The 13,903-nt window shown below is 64.1% G+C and carries 11 protein-coding genes and 2 pseudogenes; 6 read left to right on the top strand and 7 right to left on the bottom strand.

Going from position 1 to position 13,903, the window contains the following annotated elements; translation table 11 throughout:
• Window positions 1–311: 311 nt before the first annotated feature.
• The 6 genes and pseudogenes from C8N38_RS21310 to C8N38_RS20805 form a co-directional block, all read right to left on the bottom strand.
• Window positions 312–740, bottom strand: a complete 429-nt coding sequence (locus C8N38_RS21310) for a hypothetical protein (protein ID WP_146176352.1) — start codon at window positions 738–740, stop codon at window positions 312–314.
• A gap of 253 nt (window positions 741–993) precedes the next feature.
• Complete coding sequence (locus C8N38_RS21305) at window positions 994–2,073, bottom strand: hypothetical protein (protein ID WP_146176351.1); 1,080 nt, start codon at window positions 2,071–2,073, stop codon at window positions 994–996.
• Entirely contained in the window at window positions 2,024–3,907 is a 1,884-nt protein-coding gene (locus tag C8N38_RS20820; RefSeq protein ID WP_108029021.1) for a hypothetical protein, read from the bottom strand. The genes C8N38_RS21305 and C8N38_RS20820 overlap by 50 nt, the downstream gene beginning before the upstream one ends.
• Window positions 3,904–4,764, bottom strand: a pseudogene (locus C8N38_RS20815) (DUF4123 domain-containing protein); the annotation flags it as partial. The pseudogene C8N38_RS20815 and the gene C8N38_RS20820, both read right to left, overlap by 4 nt.
• 30 nt (window positions 4,765–4,794) lie before the next feature.
• Window positions 4,795–5,190 carry a hypothetical protein gene (locus tag C8N38_RS20810; protein ID WP_146176350.1) on the bottom strand — a complete coding sequence of 132 codons (396 nt, stop codon included), beginning with the start codon at window positions 5,188–5,190 and terminating at the stop codon, window positions 4,795–4,797.
• A 558-nt stretch (window positions 5,191–5,748) separates the two neighbouring features.
• On the bottom strand, window positions 5,749–6,687 hold the full coding sequence (locus C8N38_RS20805; RefSeq protein ID WP_158272408.1) for an AraC family transcriptional regulator: 939 nt from the start codon (window positions 6,685–6,687) through the stop codon (window positions 5,749–5,751).
• Between the two features lie 226 nt (window positions 6,688–6,913).
• Between C8N38_RS20805 and C8N38_RS20800 the strand changes: the two genes are divergently transcribed.
• The 6 genes and pseudogenes from C8N38_RS20800 (at window position 6,914) to C8N38_RS22195 (ending at window position 13,494) form a co-directional block, all read left to right on the top strand.
• The gene (locus C8N38_RS20800; RefSeq protein WP_108029017.1) at window positions 6,914–8,344 is read left to right on the top strand and encodes an APC family permease; all 1,431 of its coding nucleotides are present in this window, start codon (window positions 6,914–6,916) and stop codon (window positions 8,342–8,344) included.
• Window positions 8,345–8,377: 33 nt separating this feature from the next.
• Window positions 8,378–9,517: an ornithine cyclodeaminase family protein gene (locus C8N38_RS20795; protein ID WP_108029016.1), complete on the top strand. Its 1,140-nt coding sequence runs from the start codon at window positions 8,378–8,380 to the stop codon at window positions 9,515–9,517.
• Between the two features lie 47 nt (window positions 9,518–9,564).
• Window positions 9,565–9,984 (top strand): Rid family hydrolase, encoded by a 420-nt coding sequence (locus tag C8N38_RS20790; protein WP_108029015.1) that lies wholly within the window; start codon window positions 9,565–9,567, stop codon window positions 9,982–9,984.
• Window positions 9,985–9,987: 3 nt separating this feature from the next.
• Window positions 9,988–11,280: an NAD(P)/FAD-dependent oxidoreductase gene (locus C8N38_RS20785; RefSeq protein ID WP_108029014.1), complete on the top strand. Its 1,293-nt coding sequence runs from the start codon at window positions 9,988–9,990 to the stop codon at window positions 11,278–11,280.
• A gap of 972 nt (window positions 11,281–12,252) precedes the next feature.
• Window positions 12,253–12,584 (top strand): annotated as a pseudogene (locus C8N38_RS22365) (transposase); the annotation flags it as partial.
• Window positions 12,585–12,741: 157 nt separating this feature from the next.
• Window positions 12,742–13,494 (top strand): IS3 family transposase, encoded by a 753-nt coding sequence (locus C8N38_RS22195; RefSeq protein ID WP_281258251.1) that lies wholly within the window; start codon window positions 12,742–12,744, stop codon window positions 13,492–13,494.
• 28 nt (window positions 13,495–13,522) lie between these two features.
• On the opposite strand, the gene C8N38_RS20775 is transcribed toward C8N38_RS22195, so the two are convergent.
• Window positions 13,523–13,903 (bottom strand): transposase (locus C8N38_RS20775; RefSeq protein ID WP_342750320.1); only part of this gene is annotated, 381 nt, incomplete at its 5' end.

The following is a 13,903-nucleotide window of genomic DNA, read 5'->3' as shown; positions in this document are numbered from 1 at the left end:
CTCCGCGCCCGGCGCGCTTGCCCAACCCGAAACCGACCACTATCAACCCCAAGGACTCTCGTTATGAACTAGGGACGACCGGGGGGGCAGGTCAGCTCCGCAGGCTTGCCGTTGATGAAGACGGTGCCAAAGCCACCCGACAGCGCGCGCCCGTGCGGCAGTTGCGGACAGACTCCGCAGGCATGCGGCGCATAGGCATCCCCCCTGTCGCACCGCGCCGATGCCGTTCACGCAAACATCGCCAGAAGCTTCGATGGAGGGCGTAGGGTGAAAGTGGCAGGCGTGGCCGGAGCCGGCGTCTCCAAGACGGATCACTGCAGGCATGTCGCTTGCTTCATGGTTATTTCCTCTCGGCGTCCTTCGCGAGCAATGGCCTGCAGTCGGATCTCGGCACCGAAATGATCATGGTGTTCAAGTACGAACACCCCTGTCTCCGGATCCAGCTTGCGGGTCGGAACATGGACTAGAGAGACGGTGTTTTCGCCTTTCTTAACTAGATCGTTGACCGGCAGTGAGCTGCTGCAGAGCCCAGTGGAGCCTCTGCTCCAGAGATCAACTCCGTTCAGGCGCAATACCCAGGACGCACCCTGTACGTCGAAGTCGAGATAGTGCTGACGGTTCGGGATATCGGCCATAGCCGCGCCTCCGGTCATGAATAAAGCTAGGATCAGAACAAGATGACGCGGCAGATCAATACGCCACCCACTTGGCGGGAACAGGGTCACAAAGAGTGTGGCCATCCTTTCCTCCTTCGGCCGGTTGCATGCCCTGTCGTGTGGCATACTGCTCATTCACTTTTCAGGTTGAGAACCTCGATACATCGATGCGTTTCGTAGATGATCAACCGAGCACCCTTCCGATGGGCCTGACGTGATGCGGAAGAATTCCGGGAAGTCTGGCATCCAGCCCCGCAGCAGAAACCGCCGCGCTGCCTCAGGGACGAGCCCCTCCATCTTTCACTCCATGCCTTTGGTCCCGAGGCCGCAATCCGCCTCAGTTCCTGACGATATCGCCCAGATGCCAGCTGCCTTCGGCATCCCGGAAGAAAACAAGCGAACTGCGCATGTCGTTGCGGTTCTGTTCCGGCGGGAAGCGCCATCGCAGAGGGTCCGGACGGATCCGGACCAGCCGGTGATCGGCCATGAATTCGAGACTGTCACCCAGAGGATCATCGGAGATCCCGAGAGGCGCGAGGGTCGAGCCATCGCCGGGATTGCGGCTGAACCTCCGTAAACCGTCCTTTTCGCCGATATAGTCTTCCGCGGATTTACCACCGGCAAGGGTAGCCCCCGCCCGGGCCCATAGCGGACGGGCCAGTTCCAGTATTTCGTCTCCACGGCCCTGATCAACGAGCTTATAGAAATCCTGATAGGCGCGGCGCAGGCCTGCACGCATTTCGGGGGTGTCCTGCAGCGGCACTGCCTTGTCTTCCCAGAAGAAGTCGCCCGGCAGGTCGTCATCAACCGTGAACCGCGCAGTCAGGGTCTCGGCGCGATCGGACTGCCCACTTCCGAGGACCAGGATGGCGCCATCTTCAATAGGGGAAAACGTTCCGCGCAGATCGCCCTCTGTCTTCAGGTGCGCGGTTTCGGTAACGAACTCGCCTCCGACCAAAGGCTGCGGCAGGCGTTTCAGCGGCCCTCCATCGACCTCGTAGCGAACCGAAAGCAGATGGATTTCCTCTCGGCTTCCGTCGCGAGCAATGGCCTGCAGTCGGATCTCGGCTCCGAAATGATCATGGTGTTCAAGTACGAACGCCCCTGTTTCCGGATCCAGCTTGCGGGTCGGAACATGGACTATAGAGACGGTGTTTTCGCCTTTCTTAACTAGATCGTTGATCGGCAGTGAACTGCTGTAGAGCCCAGTGGAGCCTCTACTCCAAAGATCAACTCCGTTCACGCGCAATACCCAGGACGCGCCCTGTACGTCGAAGTCGAGATAGTGCTGACGGTTCGGGATATCGGCCATGGCCGCGCCTCCGGTCATGAATAAAGCTAGGATCAGAACAAGACGACGCGGCAGATCAATACGCCACCCACTTGGCGGGAACAGGGTCCCAAAGAGTGTAGCCATCCTTTCCTCCTTCGGCCGGTTGCATGCCCTGTCGTGTGGCATACTGCTCATTCGCCCGCGTGATGTTCTCTTGAACTGATTCAAACACGTCATCCGCATGCAAATCCCTTGTAGCTTTACCGCCGAAACTAGCCCCTTCGCTCTCGACATTCCTCACGTCGTCCCCGCTATCCCCAACAATTTTGGCTTCCACATAGGCTTCCCCGCTGACCTTCAGGCCCTCGAACGCATGGCTGCGCTCGCGTTTGCCGTCGCGGATGCGGGCAGCCCAGGTCCAGGAGGTGTGGATCGTACCGCGCACGCCGGTCTTGGCAGCAAGGACCCAGACCTTGCCCTCGATATGCAGCTTGATCTCGGCCTTGCCGCCGATCTTGACCTCTCCGGACAGGGTCTGCGAGCTGGCAAGGTCGAGCTCTGCCTCCACATCGGGATCGGCGGGGATGGTGATCCCGGAGGTGCCGTTGATGGCAAAGCCGACCTGCCCGTTCGAGCTCAGCTCCAGAAAGGCTTCGACGGTTCCGTTGACGACCTTGCCATCGGCGATCTTGACGCGGGTCTCTTTCAGCAGCTTCGCCGAGGCCGGGGTCAGCACGCATGTCGCCACCATGTCGAGGATATCGAGCCGGCCCGTCACTCCGATCCCCAGGGTCGTGTGCGCCCCGCCCAGCTTCAGCAGCAGATCCGGCGAACCGGATTTCGGTACGAGATCCAGACCGGTGACGCCGAACTCCAGCTTCTGGCTGAACTCGATGGCCGAGGTGAATCTCGCGGCCGCCCGGGCCCTCTCGAGCGGCGTCTTGGTGGACTTGTCAGAGGAGTCGGCTCCCTCCTCCATGTACCGATTGATCTTCCCGAACATGTCCTGCATCAGGCCGATCACACCGCCATTCTCTTCCTTCTCGCCGGGCGGCGAAACCTTGCTGCTCTCACCGCCAGTGGCGGAGGGATTGCCGCCCGAACGCTTCGCGGTCTCTTTCACCGTGATCGCGGTGGTCCCGTAGCGGCCTGTCATGGAGCCCGATATCCCGGCATCCGCAAAGATGCCCGTCAGCGCCAGAGTGACGTGCAGGAAAACCTCGACAGAGCCTTCCAGCGCGACCTTGGGCACCGGGATCACCTTGAGGGGTGTTCCCATGTCGAGACCCGTTCCGATGCATTGTTTCGGTTCGAAACTGGCCCCGTCGCGACTGTCGCGCAGGTTCTGCAGCGCCATGATCGCGTCGAAAGCATAAAGCGCTGCGACAACTTCTTTCGGGACATAGCCCTGGAAGGCCAGCCCGGCCATAGGGGTCTGACGGAGCCCCACGGCGGCCTCGCCAGATGTCTCGCGCTGGCGCCTTCGGAAGTCGTTGGCGTTGATCCCGATCGCGGGCCTGTCCGGCCAGCCCTGCGGACAGGCCTCCCGCCCCGACCAGTCGACCCTGACCTTCCCGCTGAGGTGGCGGCCCTCCATGCTGTCGGCAACGACAAGCATCCGCCTCGGCCCGTCCTTCCCGACGGGCCAGAGCAGTTGTCGCGACCCGTCTGCCGCGTCCGTTATCGAACCGGCGGTGATGCAGCAGGGCTTGGTGGTCTCGCAATCGGGACAGGCGACGGCGAATTCCGGGTCGATGACGCCATCGGCATCGGCATCGGCATCGGCGGGGATCGGCGTCTCGGTCAGGGGCTGACCGCCGTTTCGCAGGTAGTCGGCATAGTGGTTCGCCACAGTTATGTCCTCGACGACCGGATCGCCGTCGCGAAGCGAGGCAATGGTCTGATAAGGCGAACTGAAATTTTCGGGCTTGAAACGCGCCAGATAGATCAGGTCATCGGCGGACGGGGCGTAGGTCACGGGCGGCTTCCCTCCTGTATTGGCCGGACGACGGCTGTTCCGGGTGCGGACAGGCCGCCGGTCCAGGCCGCCCGCATCACCGGCATCCGCTTGCGAAGATCCTCTTCGCGCAGCCAGTGCGCCCGGTCGCTGTCGCGCAGGATCCCGGCCGTCCGGCGATCGCGCTCGAAGATATCCGGGCCGAATTCGCAGATGTAGCGGGCAAGCAGGAAGACCTGTCCCTGTGTCGACAGACCGTGGCGCCTTCCTGTCTTCTGGGCCAAAGCAACGGCGTCGATCAGTCCTTCGCCATCAACACGACCGTAAAGCCCGGCCAGCCGGGCCGCCATCCGGCGCCGGGCCCGAGCGGCATGAAGTGTCTCGAAACGACTGAACTCGGCCTGCGAGACGCGGAAGCTTTCCGGCCGGCGCGTTCGCCCCCGCGCTTCGGTTTCCGGCGCGGGGGTCGCGATCCGAAGATAGCGATCCCTGAACCGGGCGGGCGGAGCCAGGAAGTCGTCCCGGTCGATCCCGTCGACCGGCGACAGCTCGGGACCGGCGGGCAGGATAACCTCGCTGCAGCAGGCCATCAGCCGTCGGTAATGTCCGGGGTCCAGCGCCATGCTCATGTCCAGGGCGACCCTCGGGTCGAAAAAGCGGAAATAGACCGGCGAGTGGTCGTTGGCGGGCGTCCAAAGCATGGTAAAGTGGCGCAGATGCGCGCGCAGCTCGTCCAAATCGCGATCCGAGCGCAACCAGATACCCCAGTGGCCGTGCGGGGGCATCGCACGCAGACAGTCCCAGAAAGCCGAACCCGGGACGCAACGCAAAAGCCAAGGGGCAATTGCCCGGCGGGCGGGATCCGGAGAAGCATAGAGGCAGCGGCTCTCGACCTCTCCCGCCCCAGTTCATTTTGCCAGATCGGGCATGGCGAATCCATCGGCCAGGGCCCAGAGTTGTCCGTTCGGGTCATCCAGAAGACAATCCGGACCGGATTCTGTGACAGTCGGCCTTGCGAGCCCCGTTTCGGGCACCGGATCGCCATCGGGGACACCCACGCCGAAAGCTATCGGGGATTTCCGCGAAAGGCCGCCGATGATGCGCAACTGCTCCGGCGTGACCTCGGCATCGGTGAGCTTCCGGAAGGGACCGTCAAGCCGGTTCCCGCGCCCTGAGGCGCCGGTGTGGCAGAGCAAAAACCGCCGTGCCTCATCCGCGCTGGAGGCAAGGGCGAGGACTTCCATTTTCAACGGCTGGCTGCCCTCGATCCGGCGCAGGGTTGCCCGCCAATAATCCATTTGCATAAGACACTCGTCAATTGCACACGGAACCACTCAAAGCGCGCGCCGGGACGGCTCCAGTCAACCAAAAGGTTAGTTCGACACTATTCACCTGCGCTCAGCGGGCAACCCAGTTTCCCGAAAACGGCGAAAACCTGCCGGCGTTCGATGCCGCACGCGCGAGAAGGCTCTGGCATCGATCCGGAGCGACCAGCCGTCCCGTCATGCACCGCCCGATAGGCGCAAATAAGCTCTTTGCGGGGGAGATCCGGCGCTGATAGAAATCTATGGTCCATAACGACATGGCCGATAACATGTGGATCTTCTTCCGGTGATGCCGTTGTTCTTGGCAGTTTCAGTTGCAGGGCCGCGCTCTTTCCGCTGATGAAGATTCTGCCGGAAGCAGATCGTGATCGGCTCGGCGTGCAACTGGACCTGAGAAGGCGACGCGGCCTGTCCCTAGGTGTTCAGTCCCGGCATCTGCTGGCCACGTCTGCCAACGAGAGAGAAATGCGCGACGTGCTTGGCCGCGCGCGCTCATGCGCCGACACGCCATCGCGCCCGGCCTCGGACGGGCACGGATCAACGACACCGCGTTTCCCGCCCGAGGCTCGGAGCATCGCCTGTCCAGCTGCGAAATGCGCGCCAGAAGCTCGTGCCGTCGGAATAACCGAGAGCCGTCGCCACGGCCTCGACGCTCATGCCCTTTTCGGCAAGCAGGCTCCGGGCACGCCTCTGCCGGTGCCGACGCAGGAGCGCGCTCAGACTTTGCCCTTCTTCCGCAAGCCGCCGCTGCAGGCTGCGCGGGGGCATCCGGAGCGCTGCCGCAATCGTGCGCAGATCGACCGGCCGCACCCCGAGATAGAGATCGATCAGCGCCTCGACCTGGTCGACAGTACTTTCGGAACGATTGGCACCGGCTGTCAGATCCTGCAGATGCCGCTCGATCAGCGCGATCATGTCGGGATCTTCCGTGCGATGCACCCGTTCGGCCGCAGCGGCGGAAAAGACGATCGCATTGGTGGGATGGGCATAGACCACCGGGGCACGGAAGAGCGCCTCGAGCCGGGTTTTCTCGGGGATCGGCGGATGGTTGAGGCGGATCTCGGAGGGCCGCCAGCGCGGATCGAAGGCGCCGCGGATCAGCCGGCAGATGCCCGCGAGGCTGAATTCGGTATCCTGACGCGACGGCGCCAGGACCGGCGCGGTGATCCGGTATGTGAAGACGAGGTTGCCATCCTCGCTCTCGAGGCTCGATCGGGTGCCGCTTTGCAGCGCCCCCGACCAGCGCGCGAAAGCCGAAAGCGCACCGCGGATCGTGCCTGCCTGCACCGCGCGAAGCCCGATCGGCGCGAGATTGCCCGGCCGGAGCGAAAAGCCCAGCCGGGCGCCGAACAGCGGGTCGCCCGCGAGATCCGCCGCGGCCTCGATGATTGAGAGATAGCTTTGCAGGCGAATCGCCGCATAAGGGTCGGCCAGGATCTCTGGAGACAGTTTTTCGCGCGCAAGCAGAACTTCCAAACTGCCCGGATCGTCAGCAAAGTATTCCAGAATTGGCCCAAAAATAAGGGCCCTGACAGACAGCATTCCGGGCAGGGGGGTGCTCATCGGGGACATATTTCCGCAATTGCGGCCAATGCGGCGGCTTTGGCGCAAACTATCGGATTTTTGGCGCGGATTGCAATGGCGGCTGCTGTCCGGCGACTTGCAGACCGATCCTAAGAACATAGCAACAGGGATCGGTAGAATGGACAAAGGACAGGGCGCGAACCGCCTTCAGGCCAATTCGATAGGGCTTGCGCATATCGTTTTCTTCGTCGTCGCGGCGGCCGCGCCGATGACCGCCGTCGTCGGCGCAACCCCGCCCGCCTTCGCCTTCGGCAATGGCGCGGGCGTCCCCGGCGCCTTCATCCTGGCGGGCATTCTCTACCTGATCTTCTCGGCCGGTTTCACAGCGATGACCCGGCATGTGCCCCGCGCAGGCGCGTTCTACACCTATATCACGCGCGGCCTCGGTTCGCCTGCGGGGCTGGGCGGGGCGCTGACGGCCCTTCTGGCCTATTTCGCCATCCAGATCGCCGTTTTCGCGCTCTTCGCGGTCTTCGTCTCGGGCTTTGCCTCCTCCCTCGGTCTCGATCTGCCCTGGTGGGTCTGGGCCTTCGCCGGGCTCGCCGCGGTGGTGCTTCTGGGACGGCGGCACATCTCGGTTTCGGGGCATATCCTCGGCGTGTGCATGATCGCCGAACTCGTGATCCTGTTGGTCCTCGACATCGCCATCCTGGCACATGGGGGCGGCCCGGACGGGATCTCGGCCGCGGGGTTCCGGCCTTCGGACGTGCTGGTGCCGGGGCTGGGCGTGACGATGGTCTTCGTGCTCGGGTCCTACGTCGGCTTCGAGGCCACCGCGATCTTCGGCGAGGAAGCCTCGAATCCCGACCGCACCATTCCGCGGGCCACCTATACGGCCGTGATCCTGATCACCGCCTTCTATGCCTTCTCGACCTGGTCGATCGTGCAGTATTATGGCCCGGAGAACGCGCAGGCCGCGGCCGCCGCCTCGCTCGAAGGCTTCTACTTCAACGCGATGGAGGCGCTTCTGGGCGGCTGGGTCGTGAAGCTTGCCTACATATTGCTCATCACCAGCCTCTTTGCCTGCCTGCTGTCCTTCCACAACACGCTCAACCGCTATCTCTATGCGCTGGGGCATGAGGGGCTGATCTGGGCCCATGTGGCGAAGGTCCACCAGGATCATGGCTCGCCGCATGTGGCGGGACTTGTCCAGGCGGCGTTGGTCGTCTCGATCCTCGGTCTCTTCGCGCTCTTCGGAGCCGATCCCTACGGCGTCGTCTTCTCGTGGATGTCAGCGCTTGCGGTCCTGTCCATCGTCGCGGTGCAGGCCATGGTCTCGGCCGCCGTGATCGCCTTCTTCCGGCGCGACAGCTTCGGCCGCTCGCCGCTCATCACCTTGGTCGCCCCTGCGCTGGCCACGGCCGGACTGGCCGCTGCCTTCTGCCTCGTCTGGTCGAACCTGCCGATGCTGACCGGCTCGGAAAACCCGGCCGTGCGGGCCTTCCCCGTGATCGTTCTTGGCACCGCCGCGTCGGGCTGGCTCCTGGCGCTTCGGATCAAGCGCGCGCAACCCGAGCTTTACGCCCGCCTGGGCCAAGCCTTCGACTGACCCCTTTCCTTCTAAAAACAGAGAGATACCAACATGAACGCCGCAACGCGTATCGACTTCCTGTACCTGTCCGAACCCGACATGATCAAGGCGGGCGTCACCGACATGGCCGCATGCGTCGACTGCATGGAGGAGATGTTCGGCTTGCTGCATGCCGGCGATTACCGGATGGCCGGGGCGAACAACGACAGCCACGGCGCGATGGTGATGTTCCCTGCGGAAAGCCCGTTTCCCACGATGCCCAAGCCCACCGCCGACCGCCGCTTCATGGCGATGCCAGCCTATCTCGGCGGCCGGTTCTGCACCACGGGCGTCAAGTGGTACGGCTCGAACGTCGCGAACCGCGAGAAGGGCCTGCCGCGCTCGATCCTGATGTTCACGCTCAACGACACCGAAACCGGGGCGCCTCTGGCGCATATGTCGGCAAACCTCCTGTCCGCCTACCGCACCGGCGCGGTGCCGGGGGTGGGCGCCCGGCATCTGGCGCGGAATGACGCGAAGATTGCGGGCATCCTCGGGCCGGGGGTGATGGCGAAGACGACGCTTTCGGCCTTCATGGCCGCCTGTCCGGGGATCGACACGCTGAAGGTCAAGGGGCGCGGCGAAAAGAGCCTGAACGACTTCCTCGCATGGGTGGCCGGCGCTTTCCCGCAGATCACCTCGGTCACCGTCGTGGAGAGCATCGAGGAGGTGGTGCGCGGCTCGGACCTGGTAAGCTACTGCAATTCCGGCGAAACCGGGGACCCGTCCACCTATCCGATCGTCAGGCGGGACTGGGTGAAACCCGGCGCCTTCCTGGCGATGCCCGCCGTCTGCAACATCGACGAGGGCATGCAGGCTCCGGACATCCGCAAGGTGCTCGACAATACCGGGCTTTACGAGGCGTGGTACGAGGAAGTGCCGAAGCCCGCCCATGCCACCATCCCGGTCATCGGCGTGAAATTCATGGACATGATCGCCGAGGGGAAGATGGCCCGGAGCGATCTCGAGGATCTCGGCGCGATCGTCGCGGGCGATGCCCCCGGCCGCAGGACCGATGACGAGATCGTCATCATGTCGGTGGGCGGCATGCCGGTCGAGGATGTGGCCTGGGGCACCGTGGTCTACCGCAATGCGGTCGAGCGCGGCATCGGGACGACGCTCAACCTTTGGGAAGAACCGGTCCTGCGCTGATATTTTCCGGGGGGCCGCCGCCCCCCGCCTGACCCGATGGAATGCAAATGACACAGATCCTGAAACTGAAATCCGGCAATGCGCTGGAAGAGAAGAGCAGCTATTCCCGCCTCGTCGCGGCGGGCGACTGGATCTTCGTCTCGAACACCGCCGGGCGGAACCCCGAGACGAAGCTGATCCCCGAAGACGTGGCCGGGCAGACCCGCCAGGTCTTTGCCAATATCTCCCGCGCGCTCGCAGGCGCTGGCGCCTGCCTTGGTGATACCGTCTCGGCACGGGTCTTCATCCAGGAACCGGCCGACACGCCCGCCGTGATGGAGATCTTCGCCGAGATGTTCCGCGGCATCGATCCCGCGCTGACCGTCACCTGCCCGCCGCTCGGCTCGACCGCCTACAAGGTCGAGATCGAGGTGACCGCCTTCCGCGGCGCCTCGAACGGGGCGCAGAAGTTCACGCTGGAGGGCTGAGGGATGGAACCGCTTGCAGATCTTCCCGTCTCCACCCTCGACATTCCCGCGAAAACCACGGTCGTGGTGATCGGTGCGGGGATCGCCGGGCTCTCGGCCGCGCTGACGCTGATCGAGCGGGGCATTCCCGTCTGCGTGCTGGACAAGGGCCGGATCGGGGCCGAGCAATCGGGCCGCAACCTCGGCTGGGTACGCAAGACCTCGCGCACGCCCGCCGATGTGCCGCTGGCGCAGGCCGCCGACCGGCTTTGGGCCGCGATGCCCGCGCGGACCGGGTCGGATTGCGGTTACCGGCAGGCGGGGATCCTGTTCGTCACCCGGTCCCGGAAACAGATGGCGCTCTACGAGGACTGGCTGAAGGCCGTCGCGCCCCTCGATCTGGGTGCAAGGGCGCTGTCTCCGTCAGAGATCGACCACCTCGTGCCGGGCGGTACGGGCGGCTGGATCGGCGGCCTGCACACGGCCTCGGACGGCCGCGCGGAACCGTCGATGGCCTGTGCCGCACTGGCCCGGGCGGTGCTTGCCAAGGGCGGTCAGATCGTCGAGCACTGCGCTGTCCGCACGCTGTCGACCGCGGCCGGAAAGGTCTCGGGCGTCGTCACCGAACGCGGCGAGATCGCCTGCGATCAGGTGATCCTGGCTGCGGGGCTCTGGTCGCGGCGCTTTCTGGGCAACCTCGGCGTCTTCCTTCCGGCGCTGCCGCTCATCTGCTCGGTCCTGCGCACGGCGCCGATGGAGGGGCCCTGCGAGACAGCCGTGGGCGGCCCGGACTTCTCCTTCCGCAAGCGGCTGGACGGCGGCTTTACCATCACCCAGCGGGGTCGGCTCGATGCGCCGCTCACGCCCGACCATCTGCGGCTCGGTCTGCGCTACCTGCCTGTCCTGCGGACGCAGAAGGGGGCGGTGCAGACGGGGCTCGGACGGCATTTCCTGAACGAGCTGCTTTCGGAAACACGCTGGCGGGACGGCCGGATCACTCCCTTCGAGCGGTGCCGGATCATGGATCCGCCGGTCAATGCCGGGCTCAACGCCGAGGCCCTTGCCGCGCTGCGCAAGGCCTGGCCGGTCTTCGAGAAGGCGCGCACCGCTGCGGCCTGGGCGGGCATGATCGACGTCACCCCCGACAGCGATCCGGTGATCGACAGCGTGGCCCGGCTGCCCGGTCTGACGGTCGCCACCGGCTTTTCCGGCCATGGTTTCGGCACGGGTCCAGCGGCGGGACAACTGGCCGCCGATCTGGCAACCGGCGCCGTGCCGCTCGTCGATCCCGCCCCCTACCGGTTCTCGCGGTTCTGAGAGCAGGTCCCCAGACGCCGCCGCAGCGGATGGCTCAGGTCCCGCTGTGGCGGGGGTTCTGGCCCGGGCAGAGGGGGCGCGGACCCTGCCCGCAAGGTGTACATGGCCGCGTGTAACCTGCGGCCGAGCCGCCGCCAGAGTGGGGCCTCGCCACCGCTCCGGGGAAGTCCAGGCGAGGCCTTGCGAATACCTCGAGCGGCAGCTTGCCGCCCGGTGTCGATTTTCTGGAAAAAGGAGTCAGACGGCGCAGCTGAGTTCCGGTAAATTGCGGCGGTTGCGTACCCCTGCAACCAAATTCCTTAGCGTTTACAAACCATTGCACGCCGCACTTCGGGGCCGCCGTTGCGTTTCCACCACCCCTGGAAGCACTGTGGAAGCAAGAAGCGCCGAAGTCCTGCATATCGCTTCGTGAATCGACGCCTGCAATGAGCGTTGCTTCTGACCTGCTCGATCATTGTCCTTACGTCGATGGACGATCAGACTGTTCCCTTGCAGAGGGAGAGAATGCCGCTCAGTTGCAAGCGTTACAACTGCCCCCCATTTTGATCTCTATTCTGAGCAAGGAAATGCCTCTATATTGGCGCCTAGCGCCAATATAGAGGCATTATACGTGGGCTCTTTCCGCCCAGAATCGACCTTCAGCCTAAGGTCAGGATACTGCAGCGGGAGCCGCCGAACCCGTCCTTCGCCGCGCTACCCTCCACCGCGACCGTCAGAGGTCGGCTCAGCGGACAAGGGGGGAGTACGCCGCGATTGACCGAACGTCGGCTGTCGGCGTTTCGCGACGAACAAGCACCCTGCATTGGGCGGAGATCAGACCGAAACACATAAGCAGCAGTGAAGTCGCAGCTCTTTGCCAAAGCAGCTAACCGCTACCAGTACAGTAGTGGGGGCCCACTGACCTTCCCCCCGGAAACCGGGCCATTGCGAACTGGAATTTTCCACCTTTGACTGGACGAAGGAGGAAGACCCATGAAGCGGAAACGGTTCTCTGAGGAGAAGATCATCGGCGTGCTGAGGGAGCATGAGGCCGGGGCGAAGGTGGACGACATCTGCCGTCGGTACGGCATCAGTTCGGCGACGTTCTACAATGAGCCATTGCTGCGCCATTGGTCCAAGCACAATGGCGAATGCTCAAGAAGTACGGCGGTATGGATGCGTCCGAAGCTAAGCGGCTGCGCGAGCTCGAAGCCGAGAACGCCAAGCTCAAGCGGAATGAGCCATTGTCCGCCATTGGTCCGAGGACAATGGCGAATGCAGATCAGATGCTGGACATGACCGCGATGAAGGAGCTTCTGGCAAAAAACTGGTGAGGGTGAGCCATCGCGTCGCCATGCGTTCGAGACCGATGGCGAACGGCGAAGCGCAAAGCCGTGGGCTTTCTGATCACCGAGATGGGCCTCAGCGAACGGCGCGCCTGTCGGATCGTCGGCCTGGCACGATCGGTCCAGCAATACCGATCTGTGCCGAAGGACGACGCGGCGGTGGTCGAGCGCAAGAAGGCGCTGGCGTCGGAGAAACCGCCGATACGGCTTTCTGCGGCTGCACGCCATGCTGCGGCGCGAGGGCCTGGTAATGAACCATAAGCGGACCTACCGGCTTTACACCGACCAGGGTCTGCAAGTGAGAACGCGGAAGCGAAGGAAGCTGCCCCGGCGCGACCGGGTTGCCCCGCAGGTGCTGGAACCGCCGATGCAGCGGTGGTCGATGGATTTCGTTGGCGACCAGCTGGCCGATTGCCGACGGTTCCGCGTGCTCAATATTGTCGATGATCACAGCCGGTTCTGTCCTGGCCAGATCGTGGACGTGTCGATCCCGGGCGCCAGGGTGGCGCGCTTCCTCGATGATCTGGCGCTGCGCTTCGGGGTGCCCGAGGAGATCGTTCTCGACAACGGCCCCGAAGGCACCAGCAAGGCGATGTTCGATTGGTCCGAACGTACCGGCGTGCGGTTACGGTTCATCGAGCCCGGCAAGCCGGTCCAGAATGCCTTCGTCGAGGGCTTCAACGGCAAGTTCCGGGATGAATGCCTGAACCTGCACTGGTTCCGGTCGCTGCGACACGCCCGCGAAGAGATCGGCCGATTGCGCCATCACTACAACACCGCGCGCCCGCATTCGGCGCTCGGATACCTCTCACCAACGGAGTTCCTAACCAAAACCACTGCGCCGGCGCTTGAGACTCTTGCGGGGCGTTGTTGCAGAACGTCGGCCTGAGGTGTGAGTGGCCCTTTCCCGTCGGTGCTCAGGCCACGCGGACAACCTCGGCGGTGCCGAGTGCATTGAAGCGATTGATAAGGGCGACCCGGATGTGGATTTCGGCGGTTTGGCGATCGGGATCCCGCGCGGCGATGCGCTCACCGAAAGCCTTCAGGCAGCGCATCTTGGCTTCCCCGCGGCTGCGAGCGTGATATCCGGTCCACCGCTTCCAGAATGCCCGACCGTAATAACGCGTGGCGCGCAGGGTTTCGTTGCGCGCCTTTGCAGCCGGGCAGTCCTCTTTCCAAGCCCGACCGTTCCTGCGGATCGGGATGATTGCCGTGCCGCCGCGCGCGATGACGGCGCTGTGGCAGCGGCGGGTATCGCAGGCACCATCTGCGGTCACGGGGCCAATGTCCTCGCCCTC

Origin of the sequence: Rhodovulum kholense (genome assembly GCF_003053725.1) — a bacterium.
Lineage (GTDB): Bacteria > Pseudomonadota > Alphaproteobacteria > Rhodobacterales > Rhodobacteraceae > Rhodovulum > Rhodovulum kholense.
This window is presented reverse-complemented; position numbering and strand designations above follow the sequence as displayed.

What these genes read in the sequence shown, in the direction of transcription:
- C8N38_RS21310 (WP_146176352.1), bottom strand. Translation starts at nt 740, where the DNA reads ATGGCCACACTCTTTGTGACCCTGTTCCCGCCAAGTGGGTGGCGTATT.
- C8N38_RS21305 (WP_146176351.1), bottom strand. Translation starts at nt 2,073, where the DNA reads ATGGCTACACTCTTTGGGACCCTGTTCCCGCCAAGTGGGTGGCGTATT.
- C8N38_RS20810 (WP_146176350.1), bottom strand. Translation starts at nt 5,190, where the DNA reads ATGCAAATGGATTATTGGCGGGCAACCCTGCGCCGGATCGAGGGCAGC.
- C8N38_RS20800 (WP_108029017.1), top strand. Translation starts at nt 6,914, where the DNA reads ATGGACAAAGGACAGGGCGCGAACCGCCTTCAGGCCAATTCGATAGGG.
- C8N38_RS20795 (WP_108029016.1), top strand. Translation starts at nt 8,378, where the DNA reads ATGAACGCCGCAACGCGTATCGACTTCCTGTACCTGTCCGAACCCGAC.
- C8N38_RS20790 (WP_108029015.1), top strand. Translation starts at nt 9,565, where the DNA reads ATGACACAGATCCTGAAACTGAAATCCGGCAATGCGCTGGAAGAGAAG.
- C8N38_RS20785 (WP_108029014.1), top strand. Translation starts at nt 9,988, where the DNA reads ATGGAACCGCTTGCAGATCTTCCCGTCTCCACCCTCGACATTCCCGCG.